Raw genomic sequence first — 20,875 nt, 5'->3', positions numbered from 1 at the left:
AGCCATGCAGCCAGATTCTGAACCGTCCAGCGACCTGATCTACGGCCTCGACGACCGCCCAAAACCACCCGCCGCAATCCTCGCCGCCCTGCAACACGTGCTCGCCAGTTTCGTCGGCATCATCACCCCACCGCTGGTGATCGGCTCGGCCCTCGGCCTGACCGCACACTTGCCGTACCTGATCAGCATGGCGCTGATGGTGTCCGGGGTCGGCACCTTTATTCAAGCGCGGCGGCCGTTCGGCATCGGCGCCGGGATGATCTGTTTGCAGGGCACCAGTTTTGCCTTCCTCGGCGCGGTGCTGTCGGCCGGGTTTCTGGTCAAGCAGCGTGGCGGCAGCCCGGAAGACATTCTGGCGATGATCTTCGGCGTATGTTTTTTCGGTGCCGTGGTGCAGATAGTCCTCAGCCGTTTCATCGGTCAATTACGCCGGGTCGTCACGCCGCTGGTGACCGGGATCGTCATCACTCTGATCGGCATCAGTCTGATCAAGGTCGGCATCACCGATCTGGGCGGTGGATTCAATGCGCCGGACTTCGGCGCGCCGGGCAATCTGGCGCTGGGGGTGTTCGTGTTGCTGACGATCATCCTGCTCAACCGCTCGAACACGCCGTGGGTGCGGCTGTCGGCAATTATTGTCGGACTGCTGCTCGGCAGTCTGGCCGCGTGGTTCAGCGGGAAACTGGTTCCGCAGGCATTGCCTGACTTGCCGCTGGTCAGTCTTCCTGCACCCTTCAAGTTCGGATTCAGCTTTGACTGGACAGCTTTCCTGCCCGTCGCGCTGATTTATCTGATCAGCACCATCGAAACCGTCGGCGACCTCACGGCCAACTGCATGCTCGCCCGCCAGCCGATCAGCGGCCCCTCTTATATAAGCCGACTGCGCGGCGGCGTGCTCGGTGACGGCGTCAGCTGCATGATCGCCGCCACCTTCAGCGCCTTCCCCAACACCACGTTTGCGCAGAACAACGGCGTAATCCAGTTGACCGGCGTCGCCAGCCGCTACGTCGGTTTATACATCGGCGCGATCCTGTTTTGTCTCGGGCTGTTCCCCATGATCGGCGCGGTGCTGCAGCAGATCCCCAAACCGGTGCTTGGCGGCGCCACGTTGGTGATGTTCGGCAGCGTGGCAGCGGCCGGGGTGCGGATCCTCGCGCAGTCGCCGCTGGACCGACGCAGCATGCTGATCATCGCCACCTCGCTCGGCGTCGGCCTGGGCATTGCCGCGCAACCGAACCTGCTGCACCTGTTGCCGAAACTGGTGCAAAACCTGTTCGATTCGGCGATCACCAGCGGTGGCCTGACCGCGATCATCCTGTGCCTGTTGCTGCCGGAGGCGAAAACCACCCGCGTCGAATCCGCCGCAGCGCTGAACAAGATCGAACAGGCGTAACGGTTTTATTGCATCAGGACTTGTCGGATGCCTGTGGGTGCGTTATCAACGCAACTGGTTGCACCCACAGACAAACCGGAAGTGCCTATGACCTTTGAAGTCCCTGCTCACGGCGGCAAACCCGCCAGCCGCATTCGTCAGAAGAACGAAGAGACCATCCTCAAAGCCGCCGAAGACGAGTTCGCCCGTCACGGTTACAAAGGCACCAGCATGAACACCATTGCGCAGAATGCCGGGTTGCCCAAGGCGAACCTGCATTACTACTTCACCAACAAGCTTGGGTTGTACGTGGCGGTGCTGAGCAACATCATCGAGCTGTGGGACAGCACCTTCAACACGCTGACCGCCGAGGATGATCCGGCCGAAGCGCTGACCCGCTACATTCGCACCAAGATGGAATTCTCCCGCCGCCAACCGCAGGCTTCGCGGATCTTTGCGATGGAAGTGATCAGCGGTGGCGAATGCCTGACCGAGTATTTCAACCAGGATTACCGCGCCTGGTTCCAGGGCCGCGCGGCCGTGTTCCAGGCGTGGATCGATGCGGGCAAGATGGACCCGGTGGATCCGGTGCACCTGATTTTCCTGCTGTGGGGCAGCACCCAGCATTACGCCGACTTCGCCACGCAGATCTGCCGCGTCAGCGGTCGCAGCAAGCTGACCAAGCAGGACATGGAAGACGCCGGCAACAACCTGATCCGCATCATTCTCAAAGGCTGCGGCCTCACCCCGACTATTTAAGACGTTTATGCCTTTCACCCTCAGCGGTTTTTGCGAGTACCGCGAAGAGATTCGCAAAAGCCGCTTCATCACCTTCGCCGCGCCGATCGCCAGCCCCGCCGACGCGCAGGCATTCTTCGAACAACACAGCGACTTGAATGCCTCGCACAACTGCTGGGCATGGAAACTCGGTGCGCAATACCGCAGCAACGACGACGGCGAACCCGGCGGCACCGCCGGACGGCCGATTCTGGCGGCCATCGAAGCGCAGGATTGCGATCAGGTCGCGGTGCTGGTGATCCGCTGGTATGGCGGCATTCAATTGGGTACCGGCGGTTTGGCCCGAGCCTATGGCGGCGGCGCGAACAAGTGCCTGCAAACGGCGGCAAAAGTCGAGTTGATCAGCCGTGTGCCGCTCAGTTGTGCCTGCGGCTTTGCCGAGTTGGCGTTGGTGAAGCTGCGGGTGGCGGACCTGGGTGGGTTGGTCGTCGAAGAAAACTTCACTGCCAATGGTGTTGAGTTGCAGTTGGCAGTGGGTGAGGCGCAGATCGAGTTGTTGCAAACACAACTGGCGGATCTCAGCCGTGGGCGGATTGTGCTGCAGCGTTAGAAGAGCAAAAGATCACAGCCTTCGGCAGCTCCTGCACAGAACTTAGTGTTTCCCAGTAAGAGCCGCCGAAGGCTGCGATCTTTTAGGGCATCGACGAATTCCGTTATTCCAGCAACTTGCCCACATCTGCTGTGCACCCGACTGTGGATAACCTGAGCACATATGGCTGTAACCCTTCTGTCACGTGGCTTTGCGCGATTTGCTCACTTTTCGTCCACTGCGCATGAAAAAAGATAAATCCCACTTAAAAACAGATAGTTAGCGCTGTTTATCACCATTGGGAGATAGCATCCCAGCGCTTATGCCAAGGATTTCCAATTGCGCACAAATACTGTGGAACAACCTGTGGATAAGCCGTTCATGGCTGGCGCAGTAGCAGGTTCTGTATAGCTTCGACCCGGCTGCTCGTTTTTTAACCAGTTCGTCACGGTGCAAAAGTGGAGCCGGATCAACAGCTTTGCGCTGAATTGGTGCCCGCTCCTCCTGCGTTTTTCAGCGCGACGCTCTGCCGCCGGCACGCGGCAACAGTGACGGCGGGCGTTCCTGACTCAATGGCCAGGAAATTGCTTTATCCACAGGCACAACTCCAAGTCAGTCGAGCCTGTCATGCCAAGCCCAGATTCAACGCCGCGCCTGCAACTGCGCCAGATCAGCAAACGCTACCCCGGTTGCCTGGCCAATGACGCCATCGACCTGAGCATCGCGCCGGGAGAAATCCACGCACTGCTCGGTGAGAACGGCGCGGGTAAAAGCACGCTGATGAAGATCATCTATGGCGTCACCCAGGCCGATATCGGCGAAATGCTCTGGCAGGGCCAGCGGGTGAATATCCGCAACCCGGCGCAGGCCCGGCAGTTGGGGATCGGCATGGTGTTTCAGCATTTCTCGCTGTTCGAAACCCTCAGCGTCGCGCAGAACATCGCTCTGGCCATGGGCGCCAAAGCCGGTACGCCGAAACAACTGGAGCCGAAGATTCGCGAAGTGTCGCGCCGCTACGGCATGGCGCTGGAGCCGGAGCGACTTGTCCACAGCCTGTCGATTGGCGAGCGACAACGGGTGGAGATCATTCGCTGCCTGATGCAGGACATCCGCCTCCTGATTCTCGACGAACCGACGTCGGTGCTGACGCCACAAGAGGCCGACGAACTGTTCATCACCCTGCGCCGCCTCGCCGCCGAGGGCTGCAGCATTCTGTTTATCAGCCACAAGCTCGCGGAAGTGCGCGCCCTGTGCCATAGCGCCACGGTTTTGCGCGGCGGGCGGGTCGCCGGGCATTGCCGGCCGGCCGAATGCTCGGATCAGCAATTGGCGCAGATGATGGTCGGCGAAGCGGCGGCGTTGATCGGCGAATATCCGAAGGTCAGTGGCGGCGCGGACTTTCTACAGGTCAACGGCTTGAGCTGGCACAACCCCGATCCCTTCGGCTGCTCGTTGAGCGACATCAACCTGCAAGTGCGCGGCGGCGAAATCGTCGGTATCGCCGGGGTCGCGGGCAATGGACAGGATGAGTTGCTGGCGCTGCTCAGCGGTGAACAAACCCTGCCCCGCGACAGCGCGACAACCATTTGTTTCGCCGGGCAAGCGGTCGCCGATTTGCGCCCGGATGCGCGGCGCCAACTCGGTCTGGCGTTCGTCCCGGCAGAACGCCTGGGCCACGGCGCGGTGCCGGAACTGAGCCTTGCCGACAACGCCTTGCTCACGGCCTTTCAACAGGGGCTGGTGCGCAACGGTTTGATCGAGCGCAGTAAAGTCGAAGCCCTCGCCCAACAGATCATTCAGCGCTTCGGGGTGAAAACCGCGGGCACTCACGCGGCCGCGCGCAGCCTGTCCGGCGGCAATCTGCAGAAATTCATTCTCGGCCGGGAAATCCTCCAGCAACCGAAACTGCTGATCGCCGCGCACCCGACCTGGGGCGTGGACGTTGGCGCAGCGGCGACCATTCACCGCGCGCTGATTGCCCTGCGCGATGCCGGCGCGGCGATCCTGGTGATCTCCGAAGACCTCGACGAACTGTTCCAGATCAGCGACCGCCTCGGCGCCCTGTGCGCCGGGCGTCTGTCGCCGCTGCAGAACACCACCGACACCCTGCTGAGCGATGTCGGTGGCTGGATGGCCGGGCACATCAACCCCACGCATTCATCGGCCACGGCCTGACGGAGTTTCCCAACATGCTGCTTTCCCTCGAACCCCGTGGCCAGCAATCGCGCCTGATGTTGTGGTGCTCGCCGTTGCTGGCAGCACTGCTGACACTCGGCTGCGGCTCGCTGTTGTTCATCGCTCTGGGACATGACCCGCTGCAAACCTTGCACACGTTGTTGATCGCACCGGTCAGCGATCTGTATGGCGTCTCCGAACTGCTGGTCAAGGCGCTGCCGATTCTGCTTTGCGCACTCGGTCTGGCGGTGGCTTATCAAGCGCGGATCTGGAACATCGGCGCCGAAGGTCAATTGCTCCTCGGCGCACTCGCTGGCAGCGCCTTGGCGGTGAACATCATCGACCTGCAAAGCCGTTGGGCACTGGTGCTGATCCTGCTTACCGGCACCTTCGCCGGGGCCGCCTGGGCCGGGCTGACGGCATGGCTGCGCACGCGCTTCAACGCCAACGAAATCCTCACCAGCATCATGCTCAATTACATCGCGCTGAACCTGTTGCTGTTCTGCGTGCACGGGCCGCTGAAGGATCCGGCCGGCTACAACTTTCCCGAGTCGGCGATGTTCGGCGACGCCAGTCGCCTGCCGCTGCTGATGGAGGATGGCCGGGTGCACGCCGGGGTGTATTTCGCTTTGCTCGCACTGGTTGCGGTGTGGGTGTTGTTGCAGAAAAGCTTTGTCGGTTTCCAGATCAAAGTGCTCGGTCTGGATAAACGTGCGGCGGGGTTCGTCGGCTTTCGCGAAAAACGTCTGATCTGGCTCGCGCTGTTGATCAGCGGTGGTTTGGCCGGGCTGGCCGGGGTTTGCGAAGTGACCGGGCCGATCGGGCAATTGGTGCCGCAAGTCTCGCCGGGCTATGGCTATGCAGCAATCACCGTGGCGTTTCTCGGACGGTTGAACCCGATCGGGATTCTGTTCTCAAGCCTGTTGATGGCGCTGCTGTACATCGGCGGCGAGAGCGCGCAGATGACCCTGAATCTGCCGCAAGCGATCACCCAACTATTCCAGGGAATGATGCTGTTTTTCCTGCTGGCCTGCGACGTGCTGATTCTCTATCGGCCACGCCTGAAACTGCGCTGGGCACGGCGCACGTCGACCACCGCCGTAACCGCCGGAGCGCTGTGATGGATATCGATCTGCTGAGCAATATTTTCTACGCCATGGTGCGCTGCGGCACGCCGCTGTTGTTGGTGGCGCTGGGTGAGTTGATCTGCGAGAAGAGCGGCGTGCTCAATCTCGGCCAGGAAGGAATGATGCTGTTTGGCGCGGTGATCGGTTTTATCGTCGCCCTCAACAGCGGCAACCTGTGGCTCGGCGTGTTGCTGGCGATGCTCGCGGGGATGCTCTTGTCTTCGCTGTTTGCCCTGGTGGCGCTGGTGTTCAACGCCAATCAGGTGGCGACCGGGCTGGCGCTGACGATCTTCGGTGTGGGCCTGTCGACCTTTGTCGGCGCGGCGTGGGTCGGCAAGCCGTTGGCCGGATTCGAGCCGTTGGCGATTCCGTACTTGAGTGAGATTCCGCTGATCGGGCGCATGCTGTTTGCTCAGGACTTGCTGGTGTACCTGTCGTTCGCGCTGTTTGCGCTGGTGGCTTGGGTGATCATCAAAAGCCGTGTCGGGCTGATCATTCAGGCCGTTGGTGAGAACCCGGACGCGGCCAGTGCGATGGGCCTGCCGGTGCTGACCGTGCGCACGCTGGCGGTGCTGTTCGGCGGGGCGATGGCCGGCCTGGCCGGAGCCTATCTGTCCCTGGCTTACACGCCGATGTGGGCCGAAAACATGACCGCCGGACGCGGCTGGATTGCCCTGGCGCTGGTGGTGTTTGCCAGTTGGCGGGTGTGGCGCTTGTTGCTCGGGGCTTATCTGTTTGGCCTCGCCAGCATCCTGCATCTGGTGGCGCAGGGCTTGGGGCTGGCGATTCCGTCGAGTCTGCTGGCGATGCTGCCGTATGTGGCGACGATTGTGGTGTTGGTGCTGTTGTCACGGGATGCCGTTCGTACCCGGTTGTATGCGCCGGTGTCGTTGGGGCAGCCGTGGCAGGCCGGGCATTAGGGTGGTGATGCCACGGGCCTCATCGATGGCAAGCCAGCTCCCACAGTGTCCATGTTGTGTACATGATTTGCGAACACCGCTGAGCGGCCTGCGAATTCGAGAAGCAACCACGCTAGAGCCTGGAGTATGCTTCGGGATCAACAGCTCTTTTGAGACCCGGCTCGATGTGTTGCGACGAGTACTGCAACTACGGCTGGGTCAGGCGTGTCCATTGAATCCGTGAACCGTAATCTTCAAGGAACCGAGTCATGTCCCAGGCAAAAAACGCACTGATCATCGGCGCCTCCCGTGGCTTGGGCCTCGGGTTGGTGAAAACCCTGCTGGCCGATGGCTGGCAAGTGACCGCCACCGTGCGCAATCCGCAAAAGGCCGAGGCGCTGCAAGCGCTGGGCAAGGTGCGGATCGAGAAACTCGACATGGACGACCAGCAAGCGGTGATTGCCCTGAGCCAGCAGCTCAAGGGCGAGACCTTCGACCTGCTGTTCGTCAACGCCGGGGTCAAAGGCCCTGAAGTGCAAACCCCGGGCGGCGCGACACTGGCCGAAGTCGGGCAACTGTTTTTCACCAACGCCGTGGCGCCAATCAACCTGGCGCAACGCTTCGTCGGGCAGATCCGCGACGGCAGCGGCGTGCTGGCGTTCATGAGTTCCGGCCTGGGCAGCGTCACCGTACCCGACGCCCCGGAGCTGGCGCTGTACAAGGCGAGCAAGGCCGCGCTGAATTCGATGACCAACAGTTTTGTCACCCAGTTGGGCGAACAGAAACTCACCGTGCTGTCGCTGCATCCGGGCTGGGTGAAGACGGACATGGGCGGCGAAGGGGCTGACCTGGATGTAGAGACCAGCACCCGTGGGCTGATTGATCAGGTGAATGCGTACACCGGCAAGGGCGGGCATCACTTCATCAACTACAAGGGTGAAACCATTCCCTGGTAAACACCACAGATCTTCCCTGTAGGAGTGAGCCTGCTCGCGATCGCAGTGTGTCCGTCACCGATGATATTGAATGAAAGACCGCTATCGCGAGCAGGCTCACTCCTACAAGGGGATGGCGGTGTCCTGTCGGGTTGGGCTTGCCCGATCCGGCGATTTGTTTGAAACTCCGCACCTCGTCCATCGCGGCGACCCTGGATCAGCAGACAGGGCAACACTGAGCTGGCAACCCTGAACCCAACTTTCAGAGGAGCCGGCCACAATGCCTGCGACCCGTACCTGGTTAAAAAATCCCCTCGCCATTTTCACGGCCAACGCGCTCGATGCCCGTGGCGGTCTGGTGCTGCAAGACGGCGTGATCGTCGAAGTGCTGGCAGCCGGTCAGCAACCGTCCGCGCCGTGCAACGAAGTGTTCGATGCCCGCGAGCATGTGATCCTGCCGGGCCTGATCAACACCCACCATCACTTCTATCAAACCCTGACTCGCGCCTGGGCGCCGGTGGTCAATCAGCCGCTGTTCCCGTGGCTGAAAACCCTGTACCCGGTGTGGGCACGGCTGACCCCGGAAAAACTCGCCCTCGCGACGAAAGTGGCTTTGGCTGAACTGCTGCTGTCAGGTTGCACCACCGCCGCCGACCACCATTACCTGTTCCCGGACGGTCTGGAAAACGCCATCGACGTGCAAGTCGACACCGTGCGTGAACTGGGCATGCGCGCCATGCTCACTCGCGGCTCGATGAGCCTCGGCGAGAAGGACGGCGGCCTGCCGCCGCAACAGACCGTGCAGGAAGGTCAGGTGATTCTCGACGACAGCCAGCGCCTGATTCACGAGTACCACGAGCGCGGCGATGGTGCGCAGATCCAGATCGCTCTGGCGCCTTGCTCGCCCTTTTCGGTGACCCCGGAAATCATGTCGGCCAGCGCCGAACTGGCGAATAAACTCGACGTGCGCCTGCACACGCACTTGGCGGAAACCCTCGACGAAGAGGATTTCTGCCTGCAACGTTTCGGCCTGCGCACCGTGGATTATCTGGACAGCGTCGGCTGGCTCGGCCCGCGCACCTGGCTGGCCCATGGCATCCACTTCAACCCGGATGAAATCGCTCGCCTCGGCCAGGCCGGCACCGGTATCTGCCATTGCCCGAGTTCGAACATGCGTCTGGCCTCCGGCATCTGCCCGAGCATCGATCTGACCGATGCCGGTGCGCTGTTCGGTCTCGGCGTGGATGGTTCGGCCTCGAACGACGCGTCGAACATGATTCTAGAAGCGCGTCAGGCGTTGTACATCCAGCGCCTGCGTTACGGCGCGGAGAAGATCACCCCGGAACGCGTGCTCGGCTGGGCAACCAAAGGCTCGGCGAGCCTGTTGGGGCGTACCGACATTGGCGAGCTGGCGGTGGGCAAGCAGGCGGATCTGGCGTTGTTCAAGCTCGATGAGCTGCGTTTCTCGGGCAGCCATGATCCGATTTCGGCGCTGCTGTTGTGCGGTGCCGATCGTGCGGATCGGGTGATGATTGGCGGCAAGTGGCGCGTGGTGGACGGCCAGGTTGAAGGGCTGGATCTGAAGGGTCTGATCGCCGATCACAGCCAGGCGGCTCGCCAGTTGATCGCCGGTACCTGATCCCAACACTAAACCCTGTGGGAGCGGGCTTGCTCGCGAAAGCGGTGTGTCATTCAGATTTAGCCTGCCTGACACACCGCTTTCGCGAGCAAGCCCGCTCCCACATTTGGATTTGTGTATGTCCTTAAAGGCCCAGCAGGGAGAGCATGATAAACGTCGCAAACAGCACAAAGTGAGTCATGCCTTCGATGGCATTGGTCTCGCCGTCATTCAGGTTGATCGCACTGACAATCAGCGTGATGAAGATCATCACCGTCTGCACCGGGGTCATCGCCATCTGAAACGGCTGACCGGTGTACAGCGCCATCGCTTCCATCACCGGCACCGTCAGGATCACCGTCGACAGTGACGCGCCCATCGCAATGTTCACCACCGACTGCATGCGGTTGGCCAACGCGGCACGCAACGCCGTCAGAATCTCCGGCGCCGCGGAAATCGCCGCCACCAGAATCGCCGTGATCACCGGCGGTGCACCGGTACCTTCCAGGCCCAGATCGAGGGTCTTGGACATCACTTCGGCCAGTGCGCCGATCACCACCACGCCGAACACCAGAATGCCGATCGACCAGGTCAGGCTCAGCGGTTTCGGTTCATCTTCCACCGGCTCTTTCTTGCGGCGTTTGTCCGGATAGCTGTAGCTGAAAAAATAACTGTGCGGCCCGACCTGCATGCGCAGGAACAGCGCGTAAAGCACCACCATCGCACCGATGGTGAACGCTGAATAAATCTTCCAGTTGGCCGCCGGAATAAACTCCGGCACCACCATCGATACGCCCATGGCGGTGAGGATCATCACGCTGTAGCTGCGTGCCGAATCATCGTTGTACGACTGCTCGCCGTGCTTGAGCCCGCCCATCAACGCGGCGAGGCCGAGGATGCCGTTGATGTCGAGCATCACCGCCGAATAGATCGTGTCCCGCACCAGCGTGGCGGACGCCTCGTTGCTCATCATGATCGCCAGGATCACCACTTCCACCAGCACCGCAGCGAGGGTCAGGATCATCGTGCCGTAGGGGTCGCCGACTTTTTCCGCGAGCAGTTCGGCATGATGGGCAACGCGCATCGACGCGGCGACGATGAAGGCGATCAGCACCAGACCGCAGACCAGCGCGACGATCTGGCCGCTGTGGAGCATCCAGTGTTCCAGCGGATAGGCGATGCACGCGGCAATCACCGCCAGCAGCAGAAAGCTTTCTTGCTTGAGGATCGTGAGCATGGCGGGCCTTTTTGCCGAGAGATTCGAATGAGCTACTGACTGCGGCGCGACGCTAACGTTTCGTTACACCTTAGCGCACCAACCGATTGCAGCGGGTTTCAGGCATGCACTTTTATCGTTCCTGCCGGCCTCTTCGCGAGCAAGCCCGCTCCCACAGGGAATCGCATTCCAATGTGGGAGCGGGCTTGCTCGCGAAGGCCGCGCCTCGGTTTCGGATTGTTTGTTGTCCTGTTGGTCAGCAATTTGCATTGCCCCTGACCACACACAACAAAATGGAGCTCCAATTCATGCAAATACGTCCGCTGCATAAACTGCTGTGCGCCGCCATCGGTCTGGGGATCAGTCTGAGCGCCAGCGCTGCCGATCCGCTGAAGGTCGGTTTCGTCTACATCGGCCCGATCGGCGATCACGGCTGGACGTATCAGCATGAGCAGGGGCGCAAGGCGCTGGCGGAGAAGTTCGGCGCGCAGATCACCACCAATTACGTCGAGAACGTGGCCGAGGGCGCCGACGCCGAGCGGGTGATCCGCAACATGGCCAAGGACAACTACGACCTGATCTTCACCACCTCGTTCGGCTACATGAACCCGACGCTGAAAGTCGCCAAACAGTTTCCCAAGGTCACCTTCGAACACGCCACCGGCTACAAGCAGGACAAGAACCTCGGCACCTATCTCGCGCGCACCTACGAGGGTCGTTACGTCGGCGGCTTCCTCGCGGCGAAGATGACCAAGAGCAAGAAAGTCGGTTACGTCGCCTCGTTCCCGATTCCGGAAGTGATCCGCGATATCAACGCCATCCAGCTGGCGCTGAACAAGTACAACCCCGGCACCGAGATCAAAGTGGTGTGGGTCAACTCGTGGTTTGACCCGGGCAAGGAAGCCGACGCCGCCAACGCGCTGATCGATCAGGGCGTGGACGTGGTGTTCCAGCACACCGACAGCCCGGCGCCGATCCAGGCCGCCGAACGGCGTGGCGTGTACGCCGTGGGTTACGCCTCGGACATGGCGCACTTCGGCCCGAAAGCGGTGCTGACCTCGATCGTCAACGACTGGGCGCCGCACTACATTCAAGCCACGCAAAGCGTGATCAACCACAGCTGGAAATCCCAGGATTACTGGGGCGGGTTGAAGGAAGGCACGGTTGAACTGCCGATCAGCGACCTGGTACCGGCGCCGGTGAAAGCCGAGGCCGAGCAGATCATTGCCGACATCAAGAGCGGTACGCTGCAACCGTTCACCGGGCCGATCAAGGATCAGGCCGGCGTAGAGAAAATCCCTGCTGGGGTGAGCGCAACCAATGCCGAATTGGCGTCGATGAACTATTACGTGGAAGGGATGAAGGCCGAGATGCCGAAGTAATTCCGGCCCCACCACCATTCCCCTGTGGGAGCGGGCTTGCTCGCGAAAGCGGTGTATCAGCCAACGCATGTATCGACTGACACGGCCCCTTCGCGAGCAAGCCCGCTCCCACATTTGGATCTTCAGTGTTCTCAAGGATTGTGTATGGATCAGCTCCCGATCATCGACATCAGCCCGCTCTATAACGACGACCAAAACGCCTGGCCCGCCGTCGCCGCACAGATCGACCAGGCCTGCCGCGAATGGGGCTTTTTCTACATCAAGGGCCACCCGATTTCCGCACAGCGCATCGACTCGCTGCTCGACCACGCCCAGCGTTTTTTTGCGCAACCGACCGAAGAAAAACTCAGGATCGACATCACCCAGACCCGCCACCATCGCGGCTATGGCGCTATCGCCACCGAACAGCTCGACCCGGACAAACCCAGCGACCTCAAGGAAACCTTCGACATGGGCCTGCACTTGCCGGCGGATCATCCCGACGTGCTCGCGGAAAAACCGCTGCGCGGGCCGAATCGTCATCCGGCACAAGCAGGCTGGGAGGCGCTGATGGAGCAGCATTACCTCGACATGCAGGCCCTCGCGCAAACCCTGCTGGGGGCGATGACGATTGCGCTGGGGATCGAACGCGACTTCTTCGATTCGCGCTTCGTTGAGCCGGTCAGCGTACTGCGGATGATCCACTACCCACCACGCCACACCGCCAGCAGCGCCGAACAGCAAGGCGCCGGAGCGCACACCGATTACGGCTGCATCACCCTGCTCTACCAGGACAGCGCCGGCGGCCTGCAAGTGAAGAACATCAACGGTGAATGGATCGACGCGCCACCGATTGACGGCACCTTCGTGGTCAACCTCGGCGACATGATGGCGCGCTGGAGCAACGACCGTTATCGCTCGACGCCGCATCGGGTGATCAGCCCGCTGGGGGTGGAGCGCTATTCGATGCCGTTCTTCGCCGAGCCGCACCCGGACACCCGTATCGAATGCCTGCCCGGTTGCCAGGACGCACAGCATCCGGCGAAATATCCGACCACCACCTGCGCCGGATTCCTGCTGTCGCGCTTCGCCGATACCTACGCCTATCGGCGCGAGCCGCAAGCGGTGTGATGGATCGCTTGGTCAGGTTTTGCCAATTGTTTCGGCGCGCATCTGTAGAATGGCCGCCATCTGCACCTGATGAGAAAAGAATATGTACGATTGGCTCAACGCCCTGCCCAAGGCCGAACTGCACCTGCATCTGGAGGGCTCGCTGGAGCCTGAGTTGCTGTTCGCCCTGGCCGAACGCAACAAGATCGCCCTGCCGTGGAGCGATGTCGAAACCCTGCGCAAGGCCTACGCCTTCAACAACCTGCAGGAATTTCTCGACCTGTATTACCAGGGCGCCGACGTGCTGCGCACCTCGCAGGACTTCTACGACCTGACCTGGGCCTACCTGCTGCGCTGCAAAGCGCAGAACGTGATTCACACCGAACCGTTCTTCGACCCGCAGACCCACACCGACCGGGGCATCCCGTTCGAAGTGGTGCTCAACGGCATCGCCGCGGCACTCAAGGATGGCGAGCAGCAACTGGGCATCACCAGCGGTTTGATCCTGAGCTTCCTGCGCCACCTGAGCGAAGACGAAGCACAGAAAACCCTCGATCAGGCGCTGCCGTTCCGTGATGCGTTTGTCGCCGTCGGTCTCGACAGCTCCGAGATGGGTCACCCGCCAAGCAAGTTCCAGCGTGTGTTCGACCGCGCCCGCCACGAGGGTTTCCTGACCGTCGCCCACGCCGGTGAAGAAGGCCCGCCGGAGTACATCTGGGAAGCCATCGACCTGCTGAAGATCCAGCGTATCGACCATGGCGTACGCGCCATCGAAGACGAGCGCCTGATGCAGCGGATCATCGACGAGCAGATCCCGCTGACAGTGTGCCCGCTGTCGAACACCAAGCTCTGCGTGTTCGATCACATGTCGCAGCACAACATCCTCGACATGCTAGAGCGTGGGGTGAAGGTCACCGTCAACTCCGATGACCCGGCGTATTTCGGCGGCTACGTCACCGAGAACTTCCATGCGCTGCATGAACACCTGGGCATGACCCAGGATCAGGCCAAGCGCCTGGCGCAGAACAGCCTGGATGCGCGTCTGGTAAAACCGTAAGTACAAAGCAAATCCCCTCTGGGAGCGGGCTTGCTCGCGAAAGCGGTGTGTCAGTCGACATATTGGTTGAATGACACACCGCCTTCGCGAGCAAGCCCGCTCCCACAGGGTGCTGTGTTCAGCCAGCGATCTCTGCTTCAGTCAGCTCTTCCAGCGTCTTGCCCCGCGTCTCCATCCCGAACAGCCATACCACCCCCGCCGCAATCGCAAAGCACAGCGCGCCCAGCGCAAACACCCCGCCCTGCCCGGTAATCGGGAACACCAGCCCGGTCACCAGCGGCCCGAGCAACGAGCCGACACGGCCAATCGCCGAGGCAAAGCCCGAGCCTGTGGCCCGCGCCGAAGTCGGGTACAACTCCGGCGTATAGGTGTAGAGCACCGCCCACATGCCGAACAGGAAAAACTGCATCAGCAGCCCCGAGCTGATCAGCAACGCGACGTTGCCGCCGAACACCGCACTCTGCCCGTAGAGAAACGCCATCACTCCGCCGCCGAGCAACGTCACGATGCACACCGGTTTGCGCCCCCAGCGTTCCACCAGCCACGCCGCCATCAGAAACCCGGGAATCCCGCCCAGCGATATCAGCACGGTGTAATACACCGACTGGGTCACGGCGAAACCCGACTGTTGCAACAACGCACTGAGCCACGATGTCAGCCCGTAGAAACCGAGCAAAGCGAAAAACCACAGGCTCCAGATCATCGTGGTGCGCTGGCGATATTGCGGCGACCAGATCTGCTTGAGCGCCGAGAAGAAGTTGCCCGGCGGCGTCACTGTTCTTGGCAGGCGCACCGGCTCCGGCAGCGTCGCCCCCCCGAGCGACGTGCGCACGCGCGCCTCTATTGCGCTCAGGACCTTGTCCGCCGCCTCATGGCGTCCGGCTTGCTCCAGCCAGCGCGGTGATTCGGGGATAAAGAAACGGATCGCCAGCACAAACACCGCCGGCACCGCCAACACCAGGAAGATATCGCGCCAGCCAATCAGCGGCAGCAGAAAGTACGACAGCACCCCGGCGGCGACGAAACCCAGCGGCCAGAAACCGTCCATCAATGCAATGTAACGCCCGCGCCGTTGCGCCGGGATCAACTCCGAAAGCATCGACTGTGCAATCGGAAACTCCATGCCCATGCCGATCCCCAGCAGGATCCGGAACAGCGTCAGGCTCTCGACCGTTTGCGCGGTCGAACACAGATAACTGGCCACGCCCCACAACACGATGCTCCACTGAAACACCGGTTTACGCCCGAAACGATCGGCGAGCATCCCCGATAACGACGCCCCCAGCACCATGCCGAAAAAACTCGAACTGGCGAGCAGGCCGGCTTGTGCACTGCTCAAGCCGAACTCGGTTTTGATCGAGCCGAGCAGGAACGTCATCATGGCCAAGTCCATGGAGTCGAAAAAGAACGCCAGGGCAATGATGATGAAAATAACCCGGTGATAACCGCTGAGCGGCAGCCGTTCCAGGCGTTCTGCCGCGCTGAAGTCTCGCGTATCCATGCCCATCCCCTCCGCAATGTGTGCGGATCGAGTGTGCGCGATAACGCCTCAGCGCTTTTTCTGGATACGACCTGTTCGCAGTCACAGGCGACGCCAGCGTCGAAGTGTCGGCCGGCGAACGCTCTATTACGCCAATTCCAGCTCGGTTTCCTTGGCGAACCGCTGGATTTCCCGCTGCCCGGCCGGGGTCACTTGCAAGGCTCGGGAGTCCTTGGGCAGCACCAGCCAGCCGGACTGCATGAACAGTTGCAGCACCGCCGCGCCGAGTGAACCGCCCAGGTGCGGGCGACGTTCACTCCAGTCCGGACAGGCGCACGCCACCTGAGCCTTGCGATGAGCGAGGGCCTGGATGAACACACCGCGGTTGGCCAGTTGCGTCGAGCCTTTGAGGGTCACCACGACCCGCTGCTCGATCTGTTCGAGCCAGCCGGCATCGAGCAGACGCTGATACAGATCGGCGGCCAGCGTGCCACCCAAATGATCATCGCAAAAGCGCGCACGCAGCAGTGAAGACGGCGCAGTCCGGGGATTGGCGCTCGGTGCCGAGCGTTTGAATACGTGAGGAATTTCCCGCGGTGCGCTGGCGATCGTGGCACTGGCCAGCGCTTCGATGGCCGCCGCGATCTCCGGGGCTGCCAGACGGAAAAAGCGCTTGCGCCCACGGACCTCGACTTTCAACAGGCCCCCGGCGGACAAACGCCCCAGATGCGCACTGGCCGAAGATGGCGACAACCCTGCCAGCAGCGCCAGCTCTTCGGTCTGGCGTGCCGAGCCATCCATCAACGCCCACATCATCGCACTGCGCTTGGGGTCGGCCAGCAGCGTGGCGATCTGGCTGATGCAAGGTGCATGTTCCATGTATTCACTCCCTGTTGAATCGTATCGTCTACTGCTCGAAGACATCTTGACCAGTAATGGGTCATCGGCCAAGACGGGTAAAACGCCATGAACCGGAGCAAGCCAGGCCGGTGCTGCGGCACCCGTCAATGGAGTGTCCGCGGCGTTTGTGCAGCGCTCGCCCGGCTCTGAAAAACCGGCCGGATTCAGTCCTGACCGGTTATCGGTGCAGGTTTGAGGCGGTCGCTAGTATAAGCGGGATGCACGCTGCTTCCTGCGCCGTGGCTGACACGAATGGTGATAGTTCCTGAGTGAAATTTCGCTAATTGCCTGCGACTAATGATCAACTTTCGGGAAATGGGGAAATTGACTACTCAATTCGGCGCATCGGCTGGCGAGCATTTCCCTCAAAAGGTTCACCGGCTTACTCAATTGTGCGCGATGGGCGCACAACAGATTCAGCGGAGCACGCTCACAGAGCAGCTCTGGCAGCAACACTTTGAGGCGCCCGGCGAGCACATCCCCGCCGACATCGAGCCACGATTTGTAGGCGATGCCCGCCCCCGCCACCGCCCACAACCGGACGACGTCGGCGTCATCACTGAAGCGATCGCCACTGACCGTCAGGCCGACTTCACGTTTGCCGTCATGAAAACTCCAATGGTCGTGCACGCGGCTGCCGAGCATGTACAGCAGGCAATTGTGCTGCGCCAGTTGTTCGAGCTGACGCGGTTCGCCGTGGCGCGCCAGGTACGCCGGCGATGCGCAGAGCACGCGGCGATTGTCCGGAGCGATGGGCAGGGCCACCAGGCTCGAATCCTCGGGTTCGCCATAACGCAGGGCGATGTCCACCGGCTGGCGGAACAGGTCGGCGATCCGGTCACCGAGCAGCAGGCGCACGGTCAGCTTCGGATGCTCGCGCTGAAACTCGTCGAGCCATGGCAACAACAGGTTGCGCCCGAAATCCGAAGGCGCCGACAACTGCAGGATGCCGCTGACCTGATCCTGCGCGCTGGAGAGAAATCGCCGGCCTTCGTCAAGCGAACTCAACGCGGCCCGCGCGTATTCGAGGAAGCCTTCGCCCTCGGCGGTCAGACGCAGGCTGCGGGTCGAGCGCGCCAGCAAACGCACGCCTAGTTGCTGTTCGATGCGTTTGAGCGCGGCGCTGGCCACTGCCGCGGACATGTCCATCACCCGCGCCGCTGCCGACAGACTGCCCAGATCCGCCGCGCGAACGAACAACTGCAAATCGTCGAAACGCAGCATTCTCAGCCTCGATTATCAAAAAAATATTGAAAGAGACTGCTCTTTTAGCCGGTTTTATCGCGCCGAGAAATAGCCAATGATGGGTTCAAGCGAATTTATCCCGCGACTGGAGCCAAACATGTCCCAAGCATTCACCGCCATCGCCACCCTGATCGCCAAACCCGGCCAGCAGGACACCCTCGAAAACGCCCTGCGCGCACTGGTTGAGCCGAGCCGCGCCGAGGAAGGCTGCAGCCAGTACGACCTGCATCGCGACCTCGCCGATCCGCTGACCTTTTATGTGATCGAACACTGGGCCAGCGAGGAAATCCTTTCGGCGCACAACGCCAGCGCGCATTTTCAGAACTTCCAGGCCGCCGCCGGCCACTGCATCGATCACTTCCAATTGAAACGTCTGGGCGCCATCGCCTGAGCCCTTCTTCTATTACCGTTACGGAGCAAGTCATGAAAGCCATTGCCTATTACGCCTCCCTGCCGATCAGCGACGAAAAATCCCTGCAAGACATCGAACTGCCGGAGCCGGTCGCCGGCCCGCGCGACCTGCTGGTGGAAGTCAGAGCCATCTCGGTCAACCCGGTCGACACCAAGGTGCGGCAGAACGCGGCGCCGGAAAACGGCGCGGCAAAAGTGCTGGGCTGGGACGTCGCTGGCGTGGTCAAGGCTGTCGGCAGTGACGTGACGCTGTTCAAGGCCGGCGACAAAGTGTTCTACGCCGGCTCCATCGCCCGTGCCGGTGGCAACAGCGAACTGCACGTGGTTGATGAGCGCATTGTTGGCCACATGCCCAAATCCCTCGGTTTTGCCGAAGCCGCCGCGCTGCCGCTGACCGCGATCACCGCGTGGGAACTGCTGTTCGAACGCCTGCAGATTCGTGAGGGCAAAGCGGATGAAGGGCAGAGTCTGCTGATCGTCGGTGCCGCCGGCGGCGTTGGTTCGATTCTCACCCAACTGGCCAGGCAGTTGACCGGGCTCAAGGTCATCGGCACCGCGTCCCGTGCACAGACTCGCGACTGGGTGACCGAGCTGGGCGCCGACCTGGTGATCGACCACAGCCAGCCGTTGAGCGAAGAACTGCAACGCGCCGGCATTGATCAGGTGACCCACGTCGCCAGCCTGACCCAGACCGATCAGCACCTGGAGCAACTGGTCGAGGCGCTGGCGCCGCAAGGCAAACTCGCGCTGATCGACGATCCGAAGTCGCTGGACGTGAGCAAGCTCAAGCGCAAGAGCCTGTCGCTGCACTGGGAGTTCATGTACACCCGCTCGCTGTTCGAAACCCCGGACATGATCGAGCAACACAAACTGCTCAACCGCGTGGCCGAGCTGATTGATGCGGGGACGTTGAAGACCACCGTCGGCGAGCATTTCGGCACGATCAACGCGGCGAACCTGCGACGGGCGCATGAGCTGCTGGAAAGCGGCAAGGCCAAGGGCAAAATTGTTTTAGAAAGTTTCTGAAAACCCGAACGACGTCATCGGCGCCAGTCCTTTCAAGGGCTGGCGCTGTTGTTTGCCGTCAGTCAGATGCTCGCTCGTTGTCACAAATCCGATCGTATTCAGGTCTACACTCGAAGCCTCTGCGATGCATCTTTTACACAAGGGAGGTCAGTAATGAAGATCCTGATAAAAGAAGTGGCAAAGTCCCAATGGCAGGTTCGTCTGGACCAGCACGCCGTGACCTTTCGCAGTGAAGCCGAGGCGCTCGCCTTCACCCGTACCCTCGAAGCGCGCCTGCACGCGCCCCATCGGATTCCCGACCCCGGACAGCAACGCGCCGTCGGCTAAGGCAATCAGGCTTCGGCCTGTGCTTGCGCCAGTGCCCGGGCATTCTGCAAATGCCGGGTGTACATCGCGACGCTGACCACCAGCAACCCGCACAGACTGATGACCATGGCCATCGGCATGGCGCTGCCATCGTGCAGAACGCCCACCAGCGAAGCCGCGCCGGACGCCACGCTGAACTGCAGGCAGCCCATCAGTGCCGACGCACTACCGGCACGCGCACCTTGGCCGTTCATTGCACACGCCGCTGCGTTGGGCAGGATGCAGCCGAGGCTGGCGATACACACGAACAACGGAATCAACAGCGGCCACAATGCCTGGGTGTGCAGCGAGCTGACCGCGAGCAAAGAAACCCCGGCCAACAGATACACCCACACCGCCCGCGCCAGCAGGAACGCCGGACCGCGCTTGGCCAACAGCCGCGCATTGACCTGGGCCACCAGAATGAAACCCGCCGCATTGGCGCCGAACAGCCAGCCGAAATGCTCGGCCGGTACGCCGTAGAGTTTGATGAAGACGAACGGTGATCCGGCGATGTAGGAAAACATCCCGGCAACCGCGATACCGCCGGTCAGGGCGTGGCCGAGAAATACCCGGTCGCCGAACAACCGGCCGTATTGGCGCAACGCACCGGACAATGGCTGGCGCGGCACATGGGCCGGCAGACTTTCCGGCAGCCCCAACGCCACAGCCAGGCCGGCCAGTGCGCTGAAGCCCGTCAGTACGAGGAAGATCGACTGCCAGCCCGTGGTGTTGACCAACAAACCGCCGAGCAACGGCGCGAGAATCGGCGCCAGGCCCATCACCAGCATCAGTTGCGAAAAGACTTTCGCCGAACCGACCGCATCACACTTGTCGCTGACCACCGCTCGTGAAATCACCATCCCCGCGCAGCCGCCCAGCGCCTGAACGAAGCGCGCGCCGATCAGCCATTCCAGATTCGGCGCGTAGGCGCAGGCCAGCGAGGCCAGGGTAAACAGCCCGACACCAACCAGCAGCGGCAGGCGCCGCCCAAACCGGTCGGCCACCGGGCCATACAACAACTGCCCGATCGACAGACCGGCGAAATAGGCTGCCAGGGTCAGCTGGACGTGCTTTTCATCGGTGCCAAAGGCCAGCGCCATCGACGGGAACGCCGGCAAATAAAAGTCGATCGCCAGCGGACCGAAGGCGCTCAAGGCACCGAGAATCAGAATGGTACGGAAGTTCATCAGGCATCCAGGTGGGATAGGAGTCAGCAGCCCGACAGTCTAGCCGCGCTGAGACACCTTGAACATTCCGATAGCTCGCTA

Annotated in this window: 19 protein-coding genes; 14 read left to right on the top strand and 5 right to left on the bottom strand. The window is 61.5% G+C overall.

Going from position 1 to position 20,875, the window contains the following annotated elements; all coding sequences use genetic code 11:
• The first annotated feature begins 4 nt into the window (after positions 1-4).
• The 8 genes from E3Z29_RS06135 (at position 5) to E3Z29_RS06095 (ending at position 9,474) form a co-directional block, all read left to right on the top strand.
• Complete coding sequence (locus tag E3Z29_RS06135; RefSeq protein ID WP_096794858.1) at positions 5-1,393, top strand: uracil-xanthine permease family protein; 1,389 nt, start codon at positions 5-7, stop codon at positions 1,391-1,393.
• A gap of 87 nt (positions 1,394-1,480) precedes the next feature.
• Positions 1,481-2,131 (top strand): TetR/AcrR family transcriptional regulator, encoded by a 651-nt coding sequence (locus E3Z29_RS06130; RefSeq protein WP_134785380.1) that lies wholly within the window; start codon positions 1,481-1,483, stop codon positions 2,129-2,131.
• A 7-nt stretch (positions 2,132-2,138) separates the two neighbouring features.
• Positions 2,139-2,720: a YigZ family protein gene (locus tag E3Z29_RS06125; protein ID WP_134785379.1), complete on the top strand. Its 582-nt coding sequence runs from the start codon at positions 2,139-2,141 to the stop codon at positions 2,718-2,720.
• Between the two features lie 606 nt (positions 2,721-3,326).
• On the top strand, positions 3,327-4,874 hold the full coding sequence (locus tag E3Z29_RS06120; protein WP_134785378.1) for an ABC transporter ATP-binding protein: 1,548 nt from the start codon (positions 3,327-3,329) through the stop codon (positions 4,872-4,874).
• 14 nt (positions 4,875-4,888) lie between these two features.
• Positions 4,889-5,995 (top strand): ABC transporter permease, encoded by a 1,107-nt coding sequence (locus E3Z29_RS06115; protein ID WP_103484556.1) that lies wholly within the window; start codon positions 4,889-4,891, stop codon positions 5,993-5,995.
• Complete coding sequence (locus tag E3Z29_RS06110) at positions 5,995-6,921, top strand: ABC transporter permease (RefSeq protein ID WP_003221385.1); 927 nt, start codon at positions 5,995-5,997, stop codon at positions 6,919-6,921. Before E3Z29_RS06115 ends, E3Z29_RS06110 begins: the two co-directional genes overlap by 1 nt.
• Before the next feature lie 248 nt (positions 6,922-7,169).
• Entirely contained in the window at positions 7,170-7,856 is a 687-nt protein-coding gene (locus tag E3Z29_RS06100; protein WP_095138233.1) for an SDR family oxidoreductase, read from the top strand.
• Positions 7,857-8,115: 259 nt separating this feature from the next.
• Entirely contained in the window at positions 8,116-9,474 is a 1,359-nt protein-coding gene (locus tag E3Z29_RS06095; protein ID WP_027613641.1) for an 8-oxoguanine deaminase, read from the top strand.
• A 124-nt stretch (positions 9,475-9,598) separates the two neighbouring features.
• Here the strand turns inward: E3Z29_RS06095 and E3Z29_RS06090 are convergent, their stop codons facing one another.
• A complete protein-coding gene (locus E3Z29_RS06090; RefSeq protein ID WP_098967080.1) occupies positions 9,599-10,690 on the bottom strand; it encodes a calcium:proton antiporter in 1,092 nt (363 codons plus the stop codon).
• Between the two features lie 287 nt (positions 10,691-10,977).
• Here E3Z29_RS06090 and E3Z29_RS06085 point away from each other — a divergent pair, with 287 nt between their 5' ends.
• The 3 genes from E3Z29_RS06085 to E3Z29_RS06070 all read left to right on the top strand — a co-directional run bounded on the left by E3Z29_RS06085 (position 10,978) and on the right by E3Z29_RS06070 (position 14,197).
• On the top strand, positions 10,978-12,051 hold the full coding sequence (locus E3Z29_RS06085) for a BMP family ABC transporter substrate-binding protein (protein ID WP_134785377.1): 1,074 nt from the start codon (positions 10,978-10,980) through the stop codon (positions 12,049-12,051).
• Positions 12,052-12,195: 144 nt separating this feature from the next.
• The gene (locus E3Z29_RS06075) at positions 12,196-13,161 is read left to right on the top strand and encodes a 2-oxoglutarate and iron-dependent oxygenase domain-containing protein (protein WP_134785376.1); all 966 of its coding nucleotides are present in this window, start codon (positions 12,196-12,198) and stop codon (positions 13,159-13,161) included.
• 82 nt (positions 13,162-13,243) lie between these two features.
• Positions 13,244-14,197: an adenosine deaminase gene (locus E3Z29_RS06070; protein WP_003221371.1), complete on the top strand. Its 954-nt coding sequence runs from the start codon at positions 13,244-13,246 to the stop codon at positions 14,195-14,197.
• A gap of 118 nt (positions 14,198-14,315) precedes the next feature.
• Here the strand turns inward: E3Z29_RS06070 and E3Z29_RS06060 are convergent, their stop codons facing one another.
• From E3Z29_RS06060 to E3Z29_RS06050, 3 genes are all read right to left on the bottom strand, one after another.
• Positions 14,316-15,698 (bottom strand): MFS transporter, encoded by a 1,383-nt coding sequence (locus tag E3Z29_RS06060; protein ID WP_134785375.1) that lies wholly within the window; start codon positions 15,696-15,698, stop codon positions 14,316-14,318.
• A 126-nt stretch (positions 15,699-15,824) separates the two neighbouring features.
• Positions 15,825-16,556, bottom strand: a complete 732-nt coding sequence (locus E3Z29_RS06055) for a helix-turn-helix transcriptional regulator (RefSeq protein ID WP_097089938.1) — start codon at positions 16,554-16,556, stop codon at positions 15,825-15,827.
• Between the two features lie 315 nt (positions 16,557-16,871).
• On the bottom strand, positions 16,872-17,801 hold the full coding sequence (locus tag E3Z29_RS06050) for a LysR family transcriptional regulator (protein ID WP_134785374.1): 930 nt from the start codon (positions 17,799-17,801) through the stop codon (positions 16,872-16,874).
• A gap of 118 nt (positions 17,802-17,919) precedes the next feature.
• Between E3Z29_RS06050 and E3Z29_RS06045 the strand changes: the two genes are divergently transcribed.
• The 3 genes from E3Z29_RS06045 to E3Z29_RS29345 all read left to right on the top strand — a co-directional run bounded on the left by E3Z29_RS06045 (position 17,920) and on the right by E3Z29_RS29345 (position 19,586).
• Positions 17,920-18,213 (top strand): putative quinol monooxygenase, encoded by a 294-nt coding sequence (locus E3Z29_RS06045; protein WP_134785373.1) that lies wholly within the window; start codon positions 17,920-17,922, stop codon positions 18,211-18,213.
• A gap of 32 nt (positions 18,214-18,245) precedes the next feature.
• Positions 18,246-19,259 carry a zinc-binding alcohol dehydrogenase family protein gene (locus tag E3Z29_RS06040; RefSeq protein ID WP_134785372.1) on the top strand — a complete coding sequence of 338 codons (1,014 nt, stop codon included), beginning with the start codon at positions 18,246-18,248 and terminating at the stop codon, positions 19,257-19,259.
• Positions 19,260-19,412: 153 nt separating this feature from the next.
• Positions 19,413-19,586: a hypothetical protein gene (locus E3Z29_RS29345; RefSeq protein ID WP_166496092.1), complete on the top strand. Its 174-nt coding sequence runs from the start codon at positions 19,413-19,415 to the stop codon at positions 19,584-19,586.
• A gap of 5 nt (positions 19,587-19,591) precedes the next feature.
• On the opposite strand, the gene E3Z29_RS06035 is transcribed toward E3Z29_RS29345, so the two are convergent.
• Positions 19,592-20,794, bottom strand: a complete 1,203-nt coding sequence (locus E3Z29_RS06035) for a multidrug effflux MFS transporter (RefSeq protein WP_134785371.1) — start codon at positions 20,792-20,794, stop codon at positions 19,592-19,594.
• Between the last annotated feature and the right edge of the window lie 81 nt (positions 20,795-20,875).

Source organism: Pseudomonas sp. S150 (genome assembly GCF_004526365.1).
GTDB lineage: Bacteria > Pseudomonadota > Gammaproteobacteria > Pseudomonadales > Pseudomonadaceae > Aquipseudomonas > Aquipseudomonas putida_A.
This window is presented reverse-complemented; position numbering and strand designations above follow the sequence as displayed.

Coding starts and splice junctions, on each gene's coding strand:
- E3Z29_RS06075 (WP_134785376.1), top strand. CDS start 12,196: ATGGATCAGCTCCCGATCATCGACATCAGCCCGCTCTATAACGACGAC.
- E3Z29_RS06050 (WP_134785374.1), bottom strand. CDS start 17,801: ATGCTGCGTTTCGACGATTTGCAGTTGTTCGTTCGCGCGGCGGATCTG.
- E3Z29_RS06100 (WP_095138233.1), top strand. CDS start 7,170: ATGTCCCAGGCAAAAAACGCACTGATCATCGGCGCCTCCCGTGGCTTG.
- E3Z29_RS06060 (WP_134785375.1), bottom strand. CDS start 15,698: ATGGATACGCGAGACTTCAGCGCGGCAGAACGCCTGGAACGGCTGCCG.
- E3Z29_RS06090 (WP_098967080.1), bottom strand. CDS start 10,690: ATGCTCACGATCCTCAAGCAAGAAAGCTTTCTGCTGCTGGCGGTGATT.
- E3Z29_RS06095 (WP_027613641.1), top strand. CDS start 8,116: ATGCCTGCGACCCGTACCTGGTTAAAAAATCCCCTCGCCATTTTCACG.
- E3Z29_RS29345 (WP_166496092.1), top strand. CDS start 19,413: ATGAAGATCCTGATAAAAGAAGTGGCAAAGTCCCAATGGCAGGTTCGT.
- E3Z29_RS06120 (WP_134785378.1), top strand. CDS start 3,327: ATGCCAAGCCCAGATTCAACGCCGCGCCTGCAACTGCGCCAGATCAGC.
- E3Z29_RS06045 (WP_134785373.1), top strand. CDS start 17,920: ATGTCCCAAGCATTCACCGCCATCGCCACCCTGATCGCCAAACCCGGC.
- E3Z29_RS06070 (WP_003221371.1), top strand. CDS start 13,244: ATGTACGATTGGCTCAACGCCCTGCCCAAGGCCGAACTGCACCTGCAT.
- E3Z29_RS06130 (WP_134785380.1), top strand. CDS start 1,481: ATGACCTTTGAAGTCCCTGCTCACGGCGGCAAACCCGCCAGCCGCATT.
- E3Z29_RS06110 (WP_003221385.1), top strand. CDS start 5,995: ATGGATATCGATCTGCTGAGCAATATTTTCTACGCCATGGTGCGCTGC.
- E3Z29_RS06115 (WP_103484556.1), top strand. CDS start 4,889: ATGCTGCTTTCCCTCGAACCCCGTGGCCAGCAATCGCGCCTGATGTTG.
- E3Z29_RS06135 (WP_096794858.1), top strand. CDS start 5: ATGCAGCCAGATTCTGAACCGTCCAGCGACCTGATCTACGGCCTCGAC.
- E3Z29_RS06055 (WP_097089938.1), bottom strand. CDS start 16,556: ATGGAACATGCACCTTGCATCAGCCAGATCGCCACGCTGCTGGCCGAC.
- E3Z29_RS06040 (WP_134785372.1), top strand. CDS start 18,246: ATGAAAGCCATTGCCTATTACGCCTCCCTGCCGATCAGCGACGAAAAA.
- E3Z29_RS06085 (WP_134785377.1), top strand. CDS start 10,978: ATGCAAATACGTCCGCTGCATAAACTGCTGTGCGCCGCCATCGGTCTG.
- E3Z29_RS06035 (WP_134785371.1), bottom strand. CDS start 20,794: ATGAACTTCCGTACCATTCTGATTCTCGGTGCCTTGAGCGCCTTCGGT.
- E3Z29_RS06125 (WP_134785379.1), top strand. CDS start 2,139: ATGCCTTTCACCCTCAGCGGTTTTTGCGAGTACCGCGAAGAGATTCGC.